Source organism: Kineococcus sp. NPDC059986 (assembly GCF_040702905.1).
GTDB lineage: Bacteria > Actinomycetota > Actinomycetes > Actinomycetales > Kineococcaceae > Kineococcus.
On record NZ_JBFBND010000024.1, the window covers coordinates 17,239 to 37,896 of the forward strand.

21 protein-coding genes are annotated in these 20,658 nt (G+C 74.5%); 15 read left to right on the forward strand and 6 right to left on the reverse strand.

Features of this window, described 5'->3' with window-relative positions; translation table 11 throughout:
- Positions 1–20 precede the first annotated feature (20 nt).
- From AB0637_RS17145 to AB0637_RS17160, 4 genes are all read left to right on the forward strand, one after another.
- Entirely contained in the window at positions 21–758 is a 738-nt protein-coding gene (locus AB0637_RS17145) for a sulfite exporter TauE/SafE family protein (protein WP_366173729.1), read from the forward strand.
- 36 nt (positions 759–794) lie between these two features.
- The gene (locus tag AB0637_RS17150) at positions 795–1,574 is read left to right on the forward strand and encodes a carbon-nitrogen hydrolase family protein (RefSeq protein ID WP_366173730.1); all 780 of its coding nucleotides are present in this window, start codon (positions 795–797) and stop codon (positions 1,572–1,574) included.
- 145 nt (positions 1,575–1,719) lie between these two features.
- Positions 1,720–4,164: a hypothetical protein gene (locus tag AB0637_RS17155; protein WP_366173731.1), complete on the forward strand. Its 2,445-nt coding sequence runs from the start codon at positions 1,720–1,722 to the stop codon at positions 4,162–4,164.
- Between the two features lie 58 nt (positions 4,165–4,222).
- Entirely contained in the window at positions 4,223–4,639 is a 417-nt protein-coding gene (locus AB0637_RS17160; RefSeq protein WP_366173732.1) for a hypothetical protein, read from the forward strand.
- Between the two features lie 4 nt (positions 4,640–4,643).
- On the opposite strand, the gene AB0637_RS17165 is transcribed toward AB0637_RS17160, so the two are convergent.
- Positions 4,644–6,911 (reverse strand): ATP-binding domain-containing protein, encoded by a 2,268-nt coding sequence (locus AB0637_RS17165; RefSeq protein ID WP_366173734.1) that lies wholly within the window; start codon positions 6,909–6,911, stop codon positions 4,644–4,646.
- A 166-nt stretch (positions 6,912–7,077) separates the two neighbouring features.
- Between AB0637_RS17165 and AB0637_RS17170 the strand changes: the two genes are divergently transcribed.
- Positions 7,078–8,145, forward strand: coding sequence for an acyl-CoA desaturase (locus tag AB0637_RS17170; RefSeq protein WP_366173735.1), 1,068 nt, complete (start codon positions 7,078–7,080; stop codon positions 8,143–8,145).
- Positions 8,146–8,316: 171 nt separating this feature from the next.
- A complete protein-coding gene (locus AB0637_RS17175) occupies positions 8,317–8,520 on the forward strand; it encodes a cold-shock protein (protein WP_106212702.1) in 204 nt (67 codons plus the stop codon).
- Positions 8,521–8,570: 50 nt separating this feature from the next.
- Here AB0637_RS17175 and AB0637_RS17180 read toward each other — a convergent pair whose 3' ends face one another.
- Positions 8,571–9,077, reverse strand: a complete 507-nt coding sequence (locus tag AB0637_RS17180; protein ID WP_366173736.1) for a DinB family protein — start codon at positions 9,075–9,077, stop codon at positions 8,571–8,573.
- A 116-nt stretch (positions 9,078–9,193) separates the two neighbouring features.
- On the opposite strand from AB0637_RS17180, the gene AB0637_RS17185 reads away from it, so the two are divergent.
- Positions 9,194–9,433, forward strand: coding sequence for a hypothetical protein (locus tag AB0637_RS17185; RefSeq protein WP_366173737.1), 240 nt, complete (start codon positions 9,194–9,196; stop codon positions 9,431–9,433).
- A 171-nt stretch (positions 9,434–9,604) separates the two neighbouring features.
- Positions 9,605–10,312, forward strand: a complete 708-nt coding sequence (locus AB0637_RS17190; protein ID WP_366173738.1) for a class I SAM-dependent methyltransferase — start codon at positions 9,605–9,607, stop codon at positions 10,310–10,312.
- A gap of 102 nt (positions 10,313–10,414) precedes the next feature.
- Here AB0637_RS17190 and AB0637_RS17195 read toward each other — a convergent pair whose 3' ends face one another.
- Positions 10,415–11,629, reverse strand: coding sequence for a pyridoxal phosphate-dependent aminotransferase (locus AB0637_RS17195; RefSeq protein ID WP_366173739.1), 1,215 nt, complete (start codon positions 11,627–11,629; stop codon positions 10,415–10,417).
- Between the two features lie 152 nt (positions 11,630–11,781).
- Here AB0637_RS17195 and AB0637_RS17200 point away from each other — a divergent pair, with 152 nt between their 5' ends.
- The 6 genes from AB0637_RS17200 (at position 11,782) to AB0637_RS17225 (ending at position 17,238) form a co-directional block, all read left to right on the forward strand.
- Entirely contained in the window at positions 11,782–12,429 is a 648-nt protein-coding gene (locus AB0637_RS17200; RefSeq protein ID WP_366173741.1) for an ElyC/SanA/YdcF family protein, read from the forward strand.
- An 85-nt stretch (positions 12,430–12,514) separates the two neighbouring features.
- A complete protein-coding gene (locus AB0637_RS17205) occupies positions 12,515–13,357 on the forward strand; it encodes a fumarylacetoacetate hydrolase family protein (protein ID WP_366173743.1) in 843 nt (280 codons plus the stop codon).
- Positions 13,357–14,706 (forward strand): L-fuconate dehydratase, encoded by a 1,350-nt coding sequence (locus AB0637_RS17210; RefSeq protein WP_366173745.1) that lies wholly within the window; start codon positions 13,357–13,359, stop codon positions 14,704–14,706. Before AB0637_RS17205 ends, AB0637_RS17210 begins: the two co-directional genes overlap by 1 nt.
- Positions 14,703–15,479, forward strand: coding sequence for an SDR family oxidoreductase (locus tag AB0637_RS17215; RefSeq protein WP_366173747.1), 777 nt, complete (start codon positions 14,703–14,705; stop codon positions 15,477–15,479). The genes AB0637_RS17210 and AB0637_RS17215 overlap by 4 nt, the downstream gene beginning before the upstream one ends.
- Positions 15,476–16,444 (forward strand): aldo/keto reductase, encoded by a 969-nt coding sequence (locus AB0637_RS17220; protein WP_366173749.1) that lies wholly within the window; start codon positions 15,476–15,478, stop codon positions 16,442–16,444. The genes AB0637_RS17215 and AB0637_RS17220 overlap by 4 nt, the downstream gene beginning before the upstream one ends.
- A complete protein-coding gene (locus AB0637_RS17225; RefSeq protein WP_366173751.1) occupies positions 16,441–17,238 on the forward strand; it encodes an amidohydrolase family protein in 798 nt (265 codons plus the stop codon). The genes AB0637_RS17220 and AB0637_RS17225 overlap by 4 nt, the downstream gene beginning before the upstream one ends.
- A 34-nt stretch (positions 17,239–17,272) precedes the next feature.
- Here the strand turns inward: AB0637_RS17225 and AB0637_RS17230 are convergent, their stop codons facing one another.
- The 3 genes from AB0637_RS17230 to pdxH are packed head-to-tail and all read right to left on the reverse strand — an operon-like array spanning position 17,273 to position 19,054.
- A complete protein-coding gene (locus AB0637_RS17230; RefSeq protein ID WP_366173753.1) occupies positions 17,273–17,986 on the reverse strand; it encodes a FadR/GntR family transcriptional regulator in 714 nt (237 codons plus the stop codon).
- 5 nt (positions 17,987–17,991) lie between these two features.
- The gene (locus tag AB0637_RS17235) at positions 17,992–18,327 is read right to left on the reverse strand and encodes an L-rhamnose mutarotase (protein WP_366173755.1); all 336 of its coding nucleotides are present in this window, start codon (positions 18,325–18,327) and stop codon (positions 17,992–17,994) included.
- Between the two features lie 46 nt (positions 18,328–18,373).
- On the reverse strand, positions 18,374–19,054 hold the full coding sequence (pdxH, locus tag AB0637_RS17240) for a pyridoxamine 5'-phosphate oxidase (RefSeq protein ID WP_366173757.1): 681 nt from the start codon (positions 19,052–19,054) through the stop codon (positions 18,374–18,376).
- Between the two features lie 69 nt (positions 19,055–19,123).
- Here pdxH and AB0637_RS17245 point away from each other — a divergent pair, with 69 nt between their 5' ends.
- Positions 19,124–20,575, forward strand: coding sequence for a hypothetical protein (locus AB0637_RS17245; RefSeq protein ID WP_366173759.1), 1,452 nt, complete (start codon positions 19,124–19,126; stop codon positions 20,573–20,575).
- Positions 20,576–20,658 lie beyond the last annotated feature (83 nt).

A 20,658-nucleotide genomic window follows, 5' to 3' on the forward strand; every position in this document is an offset into this window, starting at 1 on the left:
CGGGCCGGTTGGATGGGGGCGTGCCCGAGCTCCTGCTGCTGCTGGCCGGCGTCGCGGCCGGGCTCGTCGGCAGCACCGCCGGGCTGGCCTCGCTCGTCTCCTACCCGGCGCTGCTGCTCACGGGACTGCCGCCGCTGGCGGCCAACGTCACCAACACCGTCGCCCTCCTGGGGGTGACCGCCGGCACCGCCGTCGGGTCGCGGCCCGAGCTCGTCGGCCAGGGCGCCCGCATGCGCCGGCTGCTGCCGATCGCCGCGGCCGGTGGGGCGCTCGGCTGCGGGCTCCTGCTGGCCCTGCCGTCGACCACGTTCGAGGGCGTCGTCCCGTTCCTCGTCGCGGCCGCCGCGGTGCTGCTCCTCGTCCAGCCGCGGGTCCAGCACCTCCAGCCCGGACGCTTCTCGGCCCGCAACCCGCTCGTGCTCGGCGCGGTCTTCCTCGTCGGCGTCTACGGCGGCTACTTCGGCGCCGCCGCCGGGGTGCTCATGCTCGCCCTCACCGAACTCCTGCACGCGCAGTCCCTCGCCCGCAACAACGCCCTCAAGAACATGCTCACCGGAGCGGCGAACACCGTGGCGGCGCTCGGGTTCGCCGTCCTCGGACCCGTCGACTGGTCCTCGGCGCTCGCCCTCGGCATCGGGTGCGTCGTCGGGGGACGCCTCGGTCCGCCCGTCGTGCGGCGCGTCGACCCCCGGTACCTGCGGGTCGTCGTCGCCGTCGCCGGCCTGGCGCTCGCGGTCCGGCTCTTCCTCACCCGCTGACCGTGCCCGCGCGGGCGGCCGTGGTAGGCAGACCCCGTGCGCATCGTCCTGTCGCAGGTCACGAGCGGGACCGACCCGGCCGCCAACCTCGAGCTCGTCCGCGCCGAGGTCGCCGCGGCCGCCGAGGCCGGGGCCCGCCTGCTCGTGCTGCCCGAGGCCACCTCGTGCTGCTTCGGGGTGCCGCTGGGGCCCGTGGCCGAACCCGTCGACGGCCCCTGGGCGCGGGAGCTGGAGCGGGCGGCCGACGCGGCGGGCCTGACGGTCGTCGCGGGCGCCTTCAGCCCCGGCGACGGCGGCCGGGTGCGCAACACGCTGCTGGCACGCGGGGCCGGCGTGCACGAGCACTACGACAAGGTCCACCTCTTCGACGCCTACGGCTACGCCGAGTCCGACACCGTCGAGGCCGGGACGCGGCCCGTCGTCCTCGACGTCGACGGGGTCGGGGTGGGGCTGTTGACCTGCTATGACGTTCGCTTCCCGGGGCTGGCCACGACGCTGGCGGACGCCGGCGCCCAGGTCCTCGTGGTGGCGGCCTCCTGGGGCGAGGGTCCGGGCAAGGTCGAGCAGTGGGACCTCCTGACCCGTGCGCGCGCCCTCGACAGCACGAGCTGGGTGCTGGCCTGCGGTCAGGCGCGTCCGCCGGCCCCCTCCGGGGACGCCCCCCTCGGGGTGGGGCACAGCCGGGTCGTCGACCCCCTGGGGGTCGTCGTCGCCGAGCTGGGGGAGGAACCGGGCCGTCTCGTCGTCGACCTCGACCTCGACCGCGTGCGGACCGTGCGCGAGACCCTGCCCGTGCTGCGCAACCGGCGCTTCTGAGGGGCCCTTCTCGGGACCGGGTCCCTGATGTCGGCGTTCGCGTGGAACCGAGCCCCGGCTCGGTGACGGCTGTGGGAGCGTTCGCGCGGCGTCCGTGATCAGCGGGCGCGGGTGGGCGAGGTCGCCCCGGACGAGGGAGTTGCCCGTGGTCAGGTCATCGAGCAGGCGTCGCGCGGCCCGCGCGGTCACCGGGGGCGCCCTGACCCTCGCGGCGGCCCTCGCGCTGGCTCCGGCCGCGAGCGCGGCGCCCGCCGTCCCGGAACCCGTCGCCAGCGGTTCGACGGCCTCCGCGCGCTGGACGGTCACCCCGGCCGGCGCCGGGTCGTGGGACGTGGACCTCACGCTGCCGGACGGCGTGCCCGTCCGCGCCGCGCAGCCGCAGCTCGTCCTCGACGGCCTCGTGCTGGGCACCGCGCGGGAGGAGGCCGACCGCCGGACCCTCACCGTCCAGACCTCCGACCCCCGGGCCGCGCACGCCAGGAGCGTCCAGCTCGCCTGGAACGGCGTCGTCGTGGGCCAGGAATCGCGCGTGCTCCGGCACGCCGCCGGTCCGGCGGCGGCGCCCGCGCCGGACCCCGGCAGCCGCACCCTCGCCGAGGACCCCGGCGCGAAGGGGAAGTACGCCGTCGCGCGCGCCGACTACGACCTGGGTGACACCGCCGTCCGCCTGCCGGGCCTGGACGGGCAGGCGGTGGAGGAGCGGGCCGCCGTGTACCTGCCGCGCGGTGCCTCCGGTCCCCGCCCCGTCGTCGTCTTCCTCCACGGCCGCCACCAGGCCTGCTACGGCGGCGACGAGGAGCAGTTCGACGAGGGCTGGCCCTGCTCGGGCGGCGCGAAGCCGGTCCCGAGCCACCTCGGGTACGGCCAGGCCGCCGAGGCGCTGGCCTCCCAGGGCTACGCCGTCGTCTCGATCAGCGCCGACGGGATCAACGCCCTCGACTGGCAGGCCGAGGACGGCGGCGCGCAGGCGCGCGGCGAACTGGTCCTGGCCCACCTCGACCTCCTGCGGGCGTGGAACGCCGGCCGGGGAGGGGTCGCGGGCGCCCGGTTCGTGGGTCACCTCGACCTGTCCGACGTCGGACTCATGGGGCACTCCCGCGGTGGCGAGGGCGTCGTGCGCGCCGCGCTCCTCAACGCCGAACGCCCCGACCCGTACGGCATCCGCGCCGTCATGCCGCTGGCCCCCGTGGACTTCGCGCGGCAGACCCTGCCGGGCGCGGCGATGGCCGTCGTCCTGCCGTACTGCGACGGCGACGTCTCCGACCAGCAGGGGCAGCACTTCTACGACGACACCCGCTACGCCGCCCGCGACGACGTCCTGCGCACGTCCCTGCTCGTCATGGGCGCCAACCACAACTTCTTCAACTCCGAGTGGACCCCCGGCACCTCCAAGGCCCCCTCGAACGACGACTGGGGTCTGGACGACGACCCGGTCTGCGGGTCCGCCGCGCCGCAGCGCCTGACCGCGGCCGAGCAGCGCGCCGTCGGGACCGCCTACGTCGCGGGGTTCTTCCGGCTCAACCTCGGCGGTGAGGAGCAGTTCCGGCCGTTGTTCGACGGCACGGGCGGCCGGGCCGCGTCGGCCGGCCGCGCGGTGGTCCACACCGAGGCGCAGCAGCCCTCGTCCGCGCGTACCGACCTCGCCACGTTCGAGGGGCCCACGTCGTCGGTGCGGCTCGCGTCGAAGTCGGCCTTCTGCGTCGGGGCGGGTGAGCCGGTGCCGGGTCAGGCCGCCCGCTGCACGTCGCAGGACCCGAACTCGGGGTCCCTCCCGCACTGGACGCCCGCGGCCTTCGCGCCCACCGTCCCGGCGACCCCGCTGCTGCACGCCCGGTGGACCGTCGGCCGGCACCAGCCCGTGACCGTGCGGCTCGCGCCCGGAGCGGCGGCCGGCGTCCACCAGGCCCTGACGTTCCGCGCCGCGCCCGCCCGCACGCTCAGCACCGACCTGCAGGTGACGCTCACCGATGCGGCGGGCCGCACGGCGAGCGTCCCGGTGTCCCGGTTCTCCACCGCCCTCACGGCGCTCCCGGTGCTGGCCGACCCGTGGTCCGACGACGGGCAGGGGGCGGCCAAGACCTGGCTGCGCACGGTCCGGATCCCGCTCGACGCCTTCCCCGGCGTCGACCTCGGCACGCTCGCCACGGTGTCCTTCACCCCGCTCAAGGCCACGGCCAACGTGTACCTGTCCGACCTCGCCCTCGACACGCCCGCGGCCGGCGAGGGTGCCGTCACGACGCTGCCCGCCGTGAGCATCGGGGACGTGCAGGCGGTGGAGGCCGACGGCACCCAGCGGATCCGGATGCCGTTGACGCTCTCGCACCGTTCCACCGTCCCGGTCACCGTGGACGTCGACACCGCCGGTGCCGCCTTCGACGGGCGGATCCCCGCGACGTCGACGCGCGTCACCATCCCCGCCGGCACGCTTACGGGTTCGGTCGTCGTGCCGCTGACCGGCGACGACGTCGCGGAGGAGCCGCAGGCCCGGTTCACGGTCGTGCTGGCGACGCCGCGCGAGGCCGTCGTCGGCGACGGGTTCGGGCAGCTGACGGTCTTCGACGACGACGCGGGGTCCGGTCTCCAGGGCTGAGAGGGGAGCAGCCCGGCCCGGGGGGACGCCGGCGCCGGGCAGGCGGTTCGATGGCGTCGTGACCGACGCCGCCACCGCCCTGCTCGCCGCCACGTCCGCGCACGCGGCGTTCTCGGCGGTCGTGACGGCGGTGGCCTACCCGGCGCTGGCCGCGACCCCGGCGCAGCAGTGGGCCGTCGTCCACGCCGCGCACTCCCGGCGCATCACCCCCGTCGTGGCCGTCGTCTACGGCGCAATGCTCGCGTCCTGGGCGTGGGCGCTGGTCGACCTCCCGGTGTCGGCCGGGATGGTTCTCGCGGGCGTCGGGACGGTCCTCGCGTGGGGGACGACGGCGGCGGCCGCCGCGCCCACCCACGCCCGGCTGGGGCGCGAGGGGCCCCGGCCCGAGCTCGTGCGCCGGTTGCTGCGGGCCGACGCCGTGCGCACCGCGGGGGCGGTGCTCGCGCTGGTCGGCGCCGTCGTCGTGGTCTGGTGAGGCTTCAGCCGAGCGACTCCATGCCGGCCGGCAGCGGTTCGGCGTGCAGGACGTGCAGCTCCTGCGTCGCCCGGGTCAGCGCCACGTAGAGGTCGTTGGCCCCGCGCGGTCGCCGCAGCACGGCCGCGGGTTCGACGACCACGACGACGTCGAACTCCAGGCCCTTGGCGCGGTGGACGTCGAGCACCGAGACGGTGGCGTCGAGGTCGTCGGGGGAGGCCGCGACCGATCCCGCCGGCAGGGCCGCGGTGACCGCCGCCCGCAGGGCGTCCGACCCGACCGGGCCCGCCTCGTGCGCCGTCAGGACCGCGATGCGGCCCTCCTCCAGGCCCTCGAACCGCGACCGCACGAGGTCCACCACGGACAGCGCTCCCGCGAGGGGTACGGCGATCGGGTCGTGCTCGCCCTCGCGCACGGGGGTCGGCGGGTTCGCGGAGATGCCCGCCGCGCGCAGCACGTCCGCGGCGACGCGGGAGATCTTCGCGGGGGTGCGGTAGTTGACGGTCAGCTCCTCCAACCGCCAACGGTCGTCGACGACGGGTTTCAGCGCCTGCGCCCAGCTGCGCGCCCCCGCCGGGTTCGACGTCTGCGCGACGTCGCCGACGAGCGTCATCGACCGCGACGGGCAGCGGCGTTCGACGAGGCGCCAGGCCATGGCCGACAGCTCCTGCGCCTCGTCGACGACGACGTGGCCGTAGGCCCAGGTGCGGTCGACGGCGGCGCGTTCGGCGACGGTCCCGGTCGGGCCGCCCGTGGCGAACCGGTCGGCGAGGAGTTCGGGGGAGACCAGCGGGTTGCCGACGCCGGAGGCCTCGAAGTCCTCGAGGACCTTGCGGGCGTAGGCGATCTGCTCCTCGCGTTCGGCGGCGGCCCGGGCGTCGGTCACCGTCGCGTCCAGGGGGCCGAGGAGCTCGGCGAGCTCGTCGAGCAGCGGGACGTCGGCCTCGGTCCACGCGGTCGGGTCCTCGCGGTGCAGGGCGTCGCGGTCGCGCTCGGACAGGCCGGGGGCGACCTCGGCGAGCAGCGCCGGGTTGCGGTAGAGCGAGGCGAGCACCTTCTGCGGCGTCAGCGGCATCCAGCAGAGGTTGACCTCGCGGCGCACGTCGACGTTCTCGCGCAGCTCGGCGACGAGGTCGTCGCGCTCCTCCCCGAGGTCGACGCCGCGGGCGCGGGCCAGGGAGTTCACGAGCGTGTTGAGCACCTCGCGGACGAACGTCACGCGGGCGAGGTTGTGGGGCCTGCGGCTGCGGCGGGCCCGGGTGCGGGCCGAGGCGATGGCCTCCGGGCGCAGCTGGACGCGGGTGCCGTCGAGGTCGAGGCGGATGGGCCGCGACGGGACGCGCTGGCGGGCGGCGACGGCGGCGTCGAGGACGTCGACCATCCGCAACGACCCCTTGACGCGCGCGGCCTCGGGGGAGTCCTCCCCGCGGCCCACGACGCCGGGGTACATCTCGCCGAGGGTGAGGGTGACGACACCCGTCTCGCCGAGGGCGGGCAGCACCTGCTCGACGTAGCGCAGGAAGACGGGGCTCGGCCCCAGGAGCAGCACACCGCTGCGGGCCAGGCGGTCGCGGTGGGTGTAGAGCAGGTAGGCCGTGCGGTGCAGGGCCACGGCCGTCTTGCCGGTGCCGGGCCCGCCCTGGACGACGAGGACACCGCGCTCGGAGGCCCGGATGACGCGGTCCTGCTCGGCCTGGATGGTCGCGACGATGTCGCCCATCCGGCCCGTGCGCGGGGCGGTAACGGCGGCCAGCAGCGCGGCGTCACCCGTCGTGCGCTCGCCGTCGGCGGCGACGAGGACCTCGTCGTCGACCCCCGTGACGTGACGGCCGGACGTCAGCAGGTGCCGGCGCCGCACGACGTCGCGGGGCGAGGCCGCGGTGGCCTGGTAGAAGTCCTGCGCCGCGGGCGCGCGCCAGTCGACGAGGACCTGGGTCCCGCGCTCGTCGGACAGGCCGAGGCGCCCGACGTAGCGGCGGGGGTCCTGGGTGCCCTCGCGCAGGTCCAGGCGGCCGAAGCAGAGCCGGTTCTCGACCGACCACAGCTGCGAGAGCCGGTCCTCGTAGAGCGTCGCGAAGGCGTCGCGCTCGAAGCGGTTCTGGTGGGTGCCGGTCGCCTCGGTGCGGCGCACCTCGGCGAGCTGTTCGGCCGTCTGGGCCCGCAGCTGGTCGAGGCGGGCGTAGAGCCGGCCGACGTGGGCGTCCTCGGCCGCGACGACACGCGCGACCTCCTGCGCCGTGACGTCCGCGTCCGACTGCGTCGACTGGCTCACTCGGGCGGCTCTCCTCGGGCAGGACGGCTCAGGCGCGCCGCGAACGGCACCGAAGAAGAGTAGACGGGAAGGCCGGGGCACGAGCGGGCGGACCTGTACGTTCAACCACAGCACCGCCAGAGCGACCGTCCAGACCGGGCGCGTCCCCACCTCGTCGAGGAGTCCCGTGACGACACTGCCCACCGATGTCCGCCCGCCGCGCCGCACCACGCCCTACGCGGCGTTGACCGCGGCCGTCCAGGAGGCCGGGCTGATGCGCCGGCGCACCGGTCGCTACTGGGTGCGCATCGCGGCGACGACCGTGGCCTTCGCGGCCGTGGTGGCGGGCGCGGCCCTGCTGCGCGACTCCTGGCTGGTGCTGCTGACGGCGGCGCCCCTGGCCGTCGTCCTGACGCAGTTCGCCTTCCTCGGCCACGACGGGGCGCACCGGCAGATCTTCGCGACGCACCGGGGCAACGAGTGGGCCGCGCGCATCTTCGCGGCCCTGCTGACCGGGCTGTCCTACGGCTGGTGGATGGGCAAGCACACGCGCCACCACCAGGCGCCGAACAAGCTGGGCACGGACACCGACATCGAGTCCGACGTCGTCTCGTTCCACGAGGGTGCGGCCGCTGGCCGTCGGGGCCTGCTGCGGTGGGCCACCGCCAAGCAGGGCTGGTGGTTCTGGCCGCTGCTGCTGCTGGCCGGGCTGAACCTGCACGCCGACTCGGTGCGCTCGATCATCCGCGGCCGCGCCGGCAAGCGCCGCTGGATCGACACGTCCTTCATCGTCGTGCACTGGGGGATCTACCTCACCGCCCTGGTGCTCCTGCTGGGGCCGGCGCGCGGCGCCGCCTTCTTCGGGGTCCACATGGCCGCCTTCGGCGTTTCGATGGGCGGAGCCTTCGCGCCCAACCACGTGGGCATGCCGATCGTGGCCCGCGAGGCCAAGGTCGACTACATCCGCCGCCAGGTGCTGATGTCCCGCAACATCTCCGGCGGCTGGTTCGTCGACCTCGTCATGGGCGGGCTGAACCACCAGGTCGAGCACCACCTCTTCCCGAGCATGCCGCGGCCGAACCTGCGCGCGGCGCGCCCCTTCGTGCAGCGCTTCTGCGCCGAGCACGGCATCTCGTACACGGAGACGTCCCTGGCGCGCTCCTTCGCCGAGATCGTCACGTACCTCAACGAGGTGGGCATCGCGGCCCGCGACCCGTTCAAGTGCCCGCTGGTCGCGCAGCTGCGGACCGTCTGACCGGGATTGCCCGTTCCGGCGTGCAGCGTGATACGTTGTGGGCTAGTCGCAGTTCTTCGACGTGCTCGCAGCGCCCCGGGGAATCACCGAGGGCCCAGTACGCTCACCACCCGGTCAGCACCCTCGGCGGCGAGCCTCACACGAGTGGGGCGCAACACCCGAGGAGGCCTCATGGCTCAGGGAACTGTCAAGTGGTTCAACGGCGAAAAGGGCTTCGGCTTCATCGCCCCCACCGACGGCGGTCCGGACGTCTTCGTCCACTACTCCGCGATCTCCGGTAACGGGTACCGCAACCTGGAGGAGAACGACACCGTCGAGTTCGAGGTGACCCAGGGCGCCAAGGGCCCCCAGGCCGCCAACGTCGTCCGTCTCTGACGAACGCCTGAACGACCCCCGTCCCTGCTGGGACGGGGGTCGTTCTGCGTTCAGCGACGTTCCAGCACCCCACGCAGGAACGACGCCTGGGCCGCGTGCTCGAGGTCGTCGTCGGCGACGCTCACGAGGCGCACCCCCAGCGTGACCGGCGGGTCCCAGCGGTCGTCGACGACGCGGTCGAGGTCGGCGTCCGACAGGCCGCGCAGGTACGCCACGGTCCGGGCCTGGACGGCCTCCAGGTACCCCGTCAGCAGCTCCGCCCCCGCCCGCACCTGGCCGACCTGCGCCGCGTCGAAGCCGTAGCCGGTCTCCTCGTCGCCGAAGGGGAGGCCGAAGCGTCCGGCCCAGCCGTCGGCCGTCCACGTCTGCTCGTGGCCGGCGACCTCGCTGACGTGGTCGTCCTGGACCCGGGCCAGGTGCCACACGAGCCAGGCGACGCTGTTGGCCTCCGGGTCGAGCCGGGCGGCGAGGGTGTCCTCGTCGAGGCCGTCGACGGCGGCGTGCACGGCGTCGGGGATGCGGCCGTAGAGGTCGAGGAGGATGTCCTGGGCGTCCATGGCCCCACCCTGCGTCGGTCCGCGCGGCCGTGCACCTGGGGCCGGACACGCGGGGCCGCCTGCTCCGGACGGGCGACCTGGCGAAACGTGTGTCGTCACGCAGCGATGAAGCAGTCGTGACGCAACGCGAACTCCTCGAGCGGTGGTGGGGGACCCTCGACGCCCCCGGACGGCGTGACGTCCTCGAGGTGGAGCCGGGCGACTTCCTCAGCGAGTCCCTCGCCCTCGACCTGCAGCTCTACGGCGTCCACGTCCCCGACGTCGCCGTGGCCTTCGACGTCGACGGCCTCGTGCGCCGTGTCGTCGTGCACGTCCAGCCCCGCGAGCTCACCGACTTCCTCACCGGCGTCCGCTGACCCCGCGCCACCCCACCCACCCGCCCACCCGCCCCGACCCCCACGCCGCGCGGAAAACACTCTTTCCGCCCTCCGCAAGCGCTTTCGGAGGGCGGAAGGAGTGTCCTCCGCCCGGTCCGGAGTGCCGGAAACCCGGTGACGGGACGGAGGCGGGGGAGCAGGATCGGGGGCGTGCCGGACCCGCTCTTCGCTGACCCGCGGCTCGCGGTCGTCTACGACGCCTTCGAGGACCCGCACCGCCCGGACCTCGACCCGTACGCCGCGCGGGCGCTGCGCCCCGGGGTCCGGCGCGTGCTCGACGTCGGCTGCGGGACCGGTGTCCTCGCCGCCCGCCTCGCCGCGGCCGGGCTGGACGTCGTGGGCGCGGACCCCGCTGCCGCCAGCCTCGCCGTCGCCCGGGCCCGCTCGACCGACGTCACGTGGCTCCACGTCGCCGCGTCGGACCTCCCGGCGCTGGACGTCGACCTCGCGGTCATGACGGGCAACGTCGCCCAGGTGTTCCTGTCCGACGACGACCTCCGGGCCGCGCTCGCCGGGGTCGCCCGGGCGGTGCGACCCGGGGGCCGGTTCGTCCTGGAGGCGCGGCGGCCCGCGGCGCGGGCGTGGGAGTCGTGGCTGCCGGTCGAGGAGCACCGCGACGTGCCGGGCGTCGGCCGGGTCGACCGGGCCTTCGCGCTGCTGGACGTCGACCCGCCCTTCGTCACCTTCCGCCAGACCTACTGCGTCACCGGGGAGGTCGTCGACTCGGACTCCACCCTCCGGTTCTGGGAGCTGGAGGAGGTCGAGGACGCCCTGACCGGCGCCGGGTTCAGCGTGGAGTCGGTGGGGCAGGCCCCCGACCGGCCGGGGCTCGAGCACGTCGTCGACGCCGTCCGGTGACGCGGGCCGTCGGGGCTGGAAGCACGACTCCCGCCCTCCGGGAACGGTCCCGGAGGGCGGAAACAGTGTTTTCCGCGCGGGCGGCGGGCGGCGGGCGGCGGGTCAGCCGCGGGCGCGGGCGCCGAGGAACGTGCCGATCCGGCCGACGGCGTTCTCGAGGTCCTCGACGCGGGGGAGCGTCACGATGCGGAAGTGGTCGGGCGTGGGCCAGTTGAAGCCCGTGCCCTGCACGACGAGGACGTGCTGGTCCTCGAGCAGGTCGACGATGAGCTGGTAGTCGTCGGCGACGCGGTGCACCTCGGGGTCCAGGCGCGGGAAGCAGTACAGGGCGCCGCGCGGCTTGACGCAGCTGACACCGGGGATCGCGTTGAGCAGTTCCCACGTCCGGTGCGACTGCTCGGACAGCCGGCCCCCGGGCAGGACGAGGTCGTTGATGGACTGGTGTCCCGACAGGGCGGCCTGCACGACGTGCTGCGCGGGCACGTTGGCGCACAGGCGCATGTTGGCGAGCAGGTCGAGCCCCTCGATGAAACCCGCGGCGTGCGCCTTGGGACCGGACAGGTACATCCAGCCCGAACGGAAACCCGCGACGCGGTACGCCTTGGACAACCCGTTGAAGGTGATGCACAGCAGGTCCGGGGCGAGGGAGGCCGTCGACACGTGGACGGCGTCGTCGTAGAGGATCTTGTCGTAGATCTCGTCGGACAGGACGAGCAGCCCGTGCTCGCGGGCGACCTGCAGCATCCCCTCCAGGACCCGGGTCCCGTACACCGCACCCGTGGGGTTGTTCGGGTTGATGACGACCATCGCCTTGGTGCGCGGGGTGACCTGGGCGCGCAGGTGGTCCAGGTCCGGTTCCCAGTCCTGCGTCTCGTCGCAGAGGTAGTGCACGGCCCGGCCGCCCGCGAGGCTGACCGCTGCGGTCCACAGCGGGTAGTCCGGTGCGGGGACGAGGACCTCGTCTCCGTCGTTGAGCAGCGCCTGCACCGCCATGACGATGAGTTCGCTGACGCCGTTGCCCATGTAGACGTCGGCGACGCCGACGTCGCGGACCCCCTTGAGCTGGCTGGACTGCACGACGGCGCGGCGCGCGGACGGGATGCCCTTGCTGTCGCTGTACCCCTGCGCCACCGGCAGGTTGGCGATCATGTCCTGCAGCAGTTCGTCCGGGGCCTCGAACCCGAAGGGGGCCGGGTTGCCGATGTTCAGCTTGAGGATCCGGTGGCCGGCCTCCTCGAGCTGCTGCGCACGTCGCAGGGCGGGGCCGCGCACGTCGTACAGGACGTTCGCGAGTTTGTCCGACTGCTCGAGGTTCATCGACCGGCCTTCTCGGGGTGTGCTGGGCCGGTCCAGCTTGGCACGCGACCCGTCCGCCACCGGGTCCAGGTGCGGGTCGGTGGCGCTCCGGAGTGTCGCGCGGTAGCGCTACCCGGTTGCCGGACGGCGACCGGGCCGGACAGGGTGGTCCGGTGCCGGCGCAGCGGGGTTCGAGGGTCGGGTGGGGGCTCGGCCTGCTCGTCGCCGGCTGGGCGTCGGTGGAGGCGGTCCACGCCGTCGCCGCGCGGCGGGGCTTCCCGGCGGGGCGGCGCCCCGGTCCGCCGGACGTCGTCGTGGTGCTCGGTTGTCCGCCGCGCCCGGACGGTTCCCTCAGCGGCATGCAGCGCTGGCGCACCGAGATCGCGGTGCGCACACCGGGGGAGCCCGTGCTCGTCTTCTCCGGGTTCGCCCGGCCCGGCGCCCCGAGCGAGGCGGCCGTCATGGCGGCCCACGCGCGCGACGTCCTGCGGGTCGACCCCCGCCGGGTCCGCACGGAGGAGACGGCCACGACGACGTGGGAGAACGTCACGCGCACCCTGGGCGACCTCGAGGGGGCCCGCGCGGTGGCGCTCGCGTCGTCCCCCGTGCACGCGTTGCGGGCGCGGCGCTACCTCGCCCGGTTGCGCCCCGACCTCGCCGACCGGCTCGTCCCGGCCGCCGACTACCGCTTCGGTGAGCGCTGGCGGTGGAAGGCCGCGACCGCCGGCTACGACCTGGTCCGGTCGATCGGGCTGCGCGTGGTCAAGACATCCGATGTCAGAGGTGCCCACAGGGGCTCGACTGGCGAAGACACCACCTGACGGCCGTCCCATCGGGAGTGGACATCCGATGAATCGAGGCGTTGGATGGGCGTCGGCATGTCGTCACCGTGATCAGGAGCACAACGTGAAACTCATGCGCATCGGCCCCGCAGGTGCCGAGCGACCCGTGGCCCTGCGCGAGGACGGCACGCACGCCGACCTGTCCGGAGTCCTGGACCCGGCGAGGGCCTGGAGCTTCGACGACCTCGACCGCGCCCGCGCCGCCCTGGCCGACGCCCCGACCCTCGACGTCGAGGGTGAGCGCACCGGCAGCCCGCTGCCCCGACCCGGGATCGTCGTGTGCATCGGGCTGAACTACCGGGACCACGCGGCCGAGACCGGTGCGCAGGTGCCGAGCGAACCCGTCCTGTTCCTCAAGATGCCCTCGACCGTCGTCGGGCCGTTCGACGACGTCCTCGTCCCGCGCGGGTCGGAGAAGACCGACTACGAGGTCGAGCTGGGCGTCGTGCTGGGCCGACGGGCGCGGTACCTGGAGTCCCCGGAGGAGGGGCTGGCCGCCGTCGCCGGCTACGTCGTCTCGCACGACGTCTCCGAACGCGAGTTCCAGATCGAGCGCGGCGGGACCTGGGACAAGGGCAAGAACTGCGAGACCTTCAACCCCCTCGGGCCGTGGTTCGTCACGGCCGACGAGGTGCCCGACCCGACGTCGCTGGCGCTGCGCTGCTGGGTCGACGGGGAACTGCGCCAGGACGGCACGACGGCGGACATGGTCTTCGGCGTCGGTGAGCTCGTCCACTACCTGAGCCGCTTCATGGTCCTGGAGGCCGGGGACGTCATCAACACCGGCACCCCGGCGGGCGTTGCCCTCGGTCAGCCGGACCCCAAGCCCTACCTGCGCGCCGGGCAGGTCGTCGAGTGCGAGATCGAGGGACTGGGGCGGATGCGCCAGCGGCTGGGTGCGGCGTGATGAGCAGCTTCACCGGGTTCACCACCCACGACGTGCGGTTCCCGACGTCGCGCGACCTCGACGGGTCCGACGCCATGAACCCCGACCCCGACTACTCCGCGGCCTACCTCGTCATCGGCACCGACGACGCGGACGGGCTGGAGGGCCACGGGTTCGCGTTCACCATCGGCCGCGGCAACGACGTCCAGGTCGCCGCCATCGACGCCCTCGCGGGGCACCTCCTGGGCCGCGACGTCGAGGCCGTCCTGGCCGACATGGGCGCCACGTCGAAGTCCTTCGTCGACGACTCCCAGCTGCGCTGGCTGGGGCCGGAGAAGGGCGTGATGCACATGGCGATCTCCGCCGTGGTCAACGCCCTGTGGGACCTCAAGGCCAAGCGCGCGGGGCTCCCGCTGTGGGACCTGTTGTCCCGCATGAGCCCCGAGGAGCTCGTCGACCTCGTCGACTTCCGCTACCTCACCGACGCCCTGACCCGCGAGGAGGCCCTGGGGATCCTGCGCACGGCCGAACCCGGCCGCGCCGCGCGCCGCGATGAATTGCTGCGCACCGGGTTCCCCGCCTACACGACGACCCCCGGGTGGCTCGGGTACTCCGACGAGAAGCTCGTGCGGCTCGCTCACGAGGCGGTCGCCGAGGGGTTCTCCCAGATCAAGCTCAAGGTCGGCGCGGACGTCGAGGACGACGAACGACGCCTGCGGCTCGCGCGCGAGGCCGTCGGTCCGGACGTCCGGATCGCCGTCGACGCCAACCAGCGCTGGGACGTCGGCGTCGCCATCGACTGGATCAACCGGCTGGCGCCGTACGACCCGTGGTGGATCGAGGAACCCACGAGCCCGGACGACGTCCTGGGCCACGCGGCGATCCGGCGCGGCGTGAGCCCCGTCAAGGTCGCGACGGGCGAGCACGTCCAGAACCGGATCGTCTTCAAGCAGCTGCTGCAGGCCGGGTCCCTGGACGTCCTGCAGATCGACGCGGCCCGCGTCGGCGGTGTCAACGAGAACGTCGCGATCCTGCTGCTGGCCGCGAAGTTCGGCGTCCCCGTCTGCCCGCACGCGGGCGGCGTGGGGTTGTGCGAGCTCGTGCAGCACCTGTCGATGTTCGACGTCGTCGCCGTCGCCGGCACGACGCAGGACCGCGTCATCGAGTTCGTCGACCACCTGCACGAGCACTTCCTCGACCCCGTCGTCGTCGAGGGCGGGGCCTACCGCGCCCCCTCGACGCCGGGTTTCAGTGCCGAGGTCCACCCGGAGACCCTGCGGCACTTCGCCTTCCCGGACGGGGCCGAGTGGCGCCCCGTGGCGGCCGGCGAGGAGACCGTCCACCTGCACACCCGGGAGGTCCCCGCGTGACGTTCGCACCCCTCACCGGGCTCAGGGTCCTCGTCACCGGCGGGGCCTCGGGGATCGGCGCGGCCACCGCCGACCGGTTCACCGCCGACGGCGCCCGCGTCGTCGTGCTGGACCGGGACACCTCCGCCGACCACCACACGGTCCTGGCCGACCTGTCCGACGACGCCTCCGTCCGGACGGCCGTGGCCGCCGCCGCCGAGCACCTCGGCGGGCTCGACGTGCTGGTCAACAACGCCGGAGTGGGCGCCGTCGGGGACGTGAGCGCCAACGACGACGACGAGTGGCACCGCGTCTACGACGTCAACGTCGTGGGCCTGGTCCGCACCACGCGCGCGGCCCTGCCCCACCTGCGGGCAGCCGCGGCGGAGCGGGGGACCGCCGCCGTCGTCAACACCTGCTCGATCGCGGCGTGGACGGGGCTGCCGCAGCGCGCGCTGTACTCCGCGACCAAGGGCGCCGTCCAGGCCCTCACGCTGGCGATGGCGGCCGACCACCTCGCCGACGGTGTCCGCGTCAACTGCGTCAACCCGGGCACGGCCGACACCCCGTGGGTGCAGCGCCTGCTCGACGCCAGCGCCGACCCGGCCGCGGAACGGGCTGCGCTGCAGGCCCGTCAGCCCACGGGCCGGCTCGTGAGCGCCGAGGAGGTCGCGCACGCCATCGTGCACCTGGCCGACCCGCGGTCCTCGGCGACGACCGGGGCCGTCGTGGCCGTGGACGGCGGCATGCACGCCCTGCGGGTCCCGGCCCGCCCGACGGGAGGCGACGCGTGATCGACCTGCCCCGCTGGGGACTCGGCGCCGCCGCCCTCGGCAACCTCTTCACCGTCGTCCCGGACGAGACGGCGCGGGCCACCGTCGACGCCTGCTGGGACGCCGGGGTCCGCTACGTCGACACGGCCCCGCACTACGGGGTCGGGCTCAGCGAGGAACGCGTCGGGGCGGCCCTGCGCGACCGGCCGCGCTCGGAGTTCGTGCTGCAGACCAAGGTCGGCCGCCTGCTCGTCGCCGGACCGGGTACGGGCCGCGACACCGACGGGTTCGACGTCCCCGACACCCGCGTGCGGCAGTTGGACTTCTCCGCGGCGGGGGTCCGTCGCTCGGTGGAGGAGAGCCTGGAACGTCTGGGGCTGGACCGCATCGACGTCGCCCTCGTCCACGACCCCGACGACCACCTCGACGAGGCGCGGGCCGGGGCCTTCCCCGAACTGCTGCGGATGCGCGAGGAGGGTCTGCTGCGCGGCGTCGGCGCGGGCATGAACGAGACGGCCCCGCTGACGGCGTTCGTCGAGGAGTTCGACCTCGACGTCGTCCTCGTCGCGGGGCGGTACCACCTGCTCGACGCCTCGGCCGCCGACGGGTTGTTCCCCGCGGCGCAGCGGGCGGGCACGGCGGTCGTGCTCGGCGGGGTGTTCGCCTCGGGGTTGCTCGCGAGCCCGGAACCCCCGCCGGACGCGACGTACCGGTACGCCCCCGCCCCGCCCGAGTTCCTCGACCGGGCCCGGCGCACCGCCGCGGTCGCCCGCGAGCACGGCACGACGCTGCCGGCCCTCGCCGTCCAGGCCGCCGGCGCGCACCCGGCCGTCGCCTCGGTCCTGCTGGGGATGCGGTCTCCGGAGGAGGTGCGGCGCAACGCGGAACTCTTCGTGCAGGACGTCCCGCCCGCGGTGTGGGACGCGTTGCGGCGCGAGGACCTCCTGCCCGCCGGGATGGTCGTGCCGGGGGAGGGGGACGCGTGATCGTCGACGCGCACCACCACCTCTGGGACCCGACGACCCGGGAGTACCCCTGGATGCCGCCTGCGCTCGCCGCGCCGTTCACCACCGAGGACCTGCGCCGGGAGACCACGCTGGCGGGGGTGGACCGCACGGTGCTCGTGCAGACCGTGTCCTCGGCCGCGGAGACCGCGGAGTTCTGCGCGACCGCTGCCGCCTCGGACGGGTTGATCGCCGGTGTCGTCGGCTGGGTCGACCACACCCGCGACGTCCCCGCCCAGCTGGAGGGGCTCGCGCACGCGGAGTTCCTGCGGGGGATCCGGCACCAGGTCGAGGACGAACCCGACCCCGACTGGCTGCGCCGGCCCGAGGTCGTGGCCGCGGTCCGCTCCGCGCGCGGGTTGGTGGTGGACCTGCTCGTGCGGTTCGACCAGCTCCCGGGGGCGGTGGCCCTCGTCGACGCGGTCCCGGACGGTGAGTTCGTGCTCGACCACGGCGCCAAACCCCCGATGGGCACCGGGGACTACGAACCGTGGCTCGTGGGCACCGCGGACCTGGCCCGTCGCGAGAACGTCGTGTGCAAGCTGTCGGGGCTGTTCACCCTCGAGCACCAGGAACTGCTCGGGCCCGCCGTCGAGCACCTGTTCACGGTCTTCGGTCCGGACCGTCTCGTGTTCGGGACGGACTGGCCCGTCAGCACCCTCGCGCTCGACTACCCGGCCGTCGTGGCTCGCACGACGTCCCTCCTCGAACCGTTCTCCGCGGACGAGCAGGCGGCCGTCCTCGCCGGGAACGCCGTGCGCACCTACCGTCTCTGACCCCGCACGCCCCCGTCCCGGGGCCAAGCGCGGATCACCCTGCGGGAGCGTCCGGAGCCTCAGCGGCACGACGGGCTGCACTCATCGACCGCAACCACTGCTCCACGCCCGCGACGTGGACCTGCGCCCAGGCGCAGGCCAGGTCGTGCTGGCGTGCGGCCATCGCCTGCTGGATGGCGCGGTGCTCGTCCAGGGTCCGCGTCGTCGCGGCCTCCTGGGTCAAGCCGCGCCACACCCGCGCCCGGTGCAGCGGCCCCGACAGGGTCTCGATGAGCGAGGCGAGGACGGAGTTCCCGGCGCCGAGGGCGATGCGTCGGTGGAACTCCTGGTCGTTGGCGACGAGGTCCTCGACGGTCGGGTCCGGGCCCAGGTCGTCGAGCAGGTCCGACAACCCCGCGATCTCGGCGTCGCTCATCCGCAGCGTGGCCATGGACGTCGCCGGGGGTTCCAGCAGGCGCCGGACCTCGAAGAACTCCAGCAGCGAGTCGTCGCGCTGCACGTCGACGACGAACGTCATCGCGTCGAGCATGACGCCCGGTTCCAGGCTCGAGACGTACGTCCCGTCGCCCTGCCGGACGTCGAGGACGTTGATGAGGGCCAGGGCCCGCACGGCCTCGCGCAGGGAGTTGCGCGACAACCCCAGCGCCCCGGACAGCTCGGCCTCCCGGGGGAGGCGGTCACCGGGGCGCAGTTCGCCGCTCAGGATCATCCCCTTGATGCGCTCGATCGCGTCGTCGGTGACCCCCACTGTCCTCAGTCCCGCTGCGCGCCAGCGCGTTGCTCGCGGAAGCTCCACAGGAACGGCAGGCCCTCGTCGCCGCCGGAGTAGTCGTCGGGCGTCGACTGCAGGGCCGACACCCGGGCCTGCCAGGCGATGTTCGCGGGGTGGTCGCGCAGGTGGGCGCGCATCGCCTGGTAGTCCTCGACGTCGAGCCAGTGGAAGACGTCCCGACCGTCGCGCCAGATGCGCCAGTCCCGCACCCCGGCGTCGGCCAGCGCCTGCAGCAGATCGGCGGGGACCTCGGCGTGCAGCGCGTCGTAGGCCTCGAGGGCGTCGGCGTTCAGCCGGGTGTGCAGGGTCCTCTCCATGTCCCGACGATACCCGCCGCACCCCCCGCCGGTCGGGGTCGCGGGGTCAGGGCTGACGGCGTGCGACCGACCAGTTCCCCGCGACGTCCAGGGCGGTCCCGGCACCGCCCGCGGAGAACACGAGACGGTCGTGCAGCCGGGACGTCCGGCCCTGCCAGAACTCGACCTCGTGGGCCCGCACGAGGAAACCTCCCCAGTGCGGCGGGGTCGGCACGTCGGCGACGGACCCGGTGTCCGGCCAGCGTTCCCGCAACCGGGCGGCGCGGTCGTCGAGCGTCGCGGCGGCGTCGACCGGGGAGGACTGCTCACTCGCCCAGGCACCGATGCGGGAACCGTACGGGCGCGACGTGAAGTACGCCTCGGTCTCCTCGCGCGGCACCTGCTCGGCCCGCCCCCGGACGGCCACCTGCCGCTGCATCCCGAACCACCCGAACACCAGGCTGACGCGCGGGTCGTGGGCGATGCCCCGGGCCTTGCGCGAGCGGAGGTTCGTGTAGAACACGAAACCCCGGGCGTCGACGCCCTTGAGGAGCACGGTGCGGGCCGAGACGCCGTCCTCGTCCACCGTGGCGAGGGTCATCGCGTTGGGTTCGGGGACCGTCGAGGGACCGGCCGCCACGGCGTCGGAGTACCACCGCTCGAACTGCTCCAGGGGGGTCCTCGCCAGGTCCGCCTCGGCGAGGTGCTGCGGGCCGTAGTCGACTCGTCGTCCTGCGGGATCCTCCACGCGCCCAGGGTAGGGCTGCGGGTGCGCCCCGACATCCGGGGCCGGCCCGGGGGCGGGCACACTGCGCGCGTGCCGACCGCCGCGTCCGACCTCGGGCTGACCCTCACGACGGCCGTGCGCCCGCCCGTCGAGGACCCCACGCTCGGGATCGACGTCCCCGCCCCGCCGACCCGTCCCCGCGCGCACCCGTTCGTGGCGGTGGGGGACTCCCTCACCCAGGGGTTCAAGCACTACGCCGTCCACGACCGGGCGCTGTCCTGGCCCGCGCTCGTGGCCGACCTCCTCGGGGTGCCGTTCGCGCGGCCACAGGACCGCGGCCCCGGCGGCTACCCGCTGAACCTGGAGTTCACGGCCCGGCGGGCGCTCGGGCGTCCGGTCCTGCCCGGGCTCGTGGCGGGACTGCGGTACGCGGTCGCGGTGCAGCGGGCCTACGAACGGTCGCCGGGACCGCCCGGCGGTCCCCGGTACGAGGACCTCGCGGTCTGGGGCTGGGACCTGCGCGACCACCTGTCCCGCACCGCCGACACCGAGCGGCCCCGGTTGCGGTCGGGTCCGCTGACGCGGCTCGACCCGCTCGTGCAGGCGCCCAACGCGCGGGCCGCGGTCGAGGTGCTCGACGGGTCGCGGACGGCGGACGGGACGGCCCTGACGTCGTTGCGCGCCGCGCGGGAGCTCGAGGGCGGCGTCGAGACGCTCTGCGTGTGGCTGGGGTCGAACAACGCGCTGCGCAGCGTCGTGACCCTGCGGGTCGTCGCGAGCGGACCGCGGTTCCGCGACCTGGACGCCAAGGACGCCTACACGGTGTGGACCGTGCCGGACTTCGCGGCGGAACTGGCCGAGGTGGCGCGTTCCGTCGAGGCCGTGGGGGCCGACCGCGTCCTGTGGGGGACCGTCCCGCACGTGACGATCCCGCCGATCGTCCACGGCCTCGGCGGGGCGCTGCCCGAGTGCGGCCGGTACTTCCGCTGGTACGGACGGCCCTGGGCGACGGAGGAGACCTTCGACCCACAGCGCGACCGGCACCTCACGGGGTTCGACGCGTGGGCCGTCGACCAGGCGATCGACGGGTACAACCGGGCGCTGCTCGACGTCGTCGCCGCCGCGCGGGAGCGGGGACGGGACTGGCGCGTCGTCGACGTCGGCGCGATGCTCGACCGGCTCGCGGTGCGCCGCAACGACGAGCTCGGCGCCCGGCCGCCCGAGTTCGCCCCGTACCCGCTGCCGGCCGCGCTGCAGGGGTTCGACACCCGGTTCCCCGCGACCGACGACACCGGGCGGCTCCTCGCCGGCGGGCTCATCGGCCTCGACGGTCTGCACCCGACGTCGTGCGGGTACGGGCTCGTCGCACAGGAGTTCGCGGCGGTGCTGTCCGGGGCCGGGGTCGCCTTCCCGCACGGGGACCGGATCGACTTCGAGGCCCTGCGCCGTCGCGACACGTTCGTGTCGGACCCGCCGGCCGGCGTCGCCACGGCCCTGCGGCGCATCGACCGCGTCCACCGCCTGACGAGGTTCCTGCGGTGAGAGGAGGGGAGAGGGGGAAACGGGTCCCGCGTGCGGGGTGGTCGTCTACCCTGCCCTGAGAACGTTCACAGCGACGACGAGGA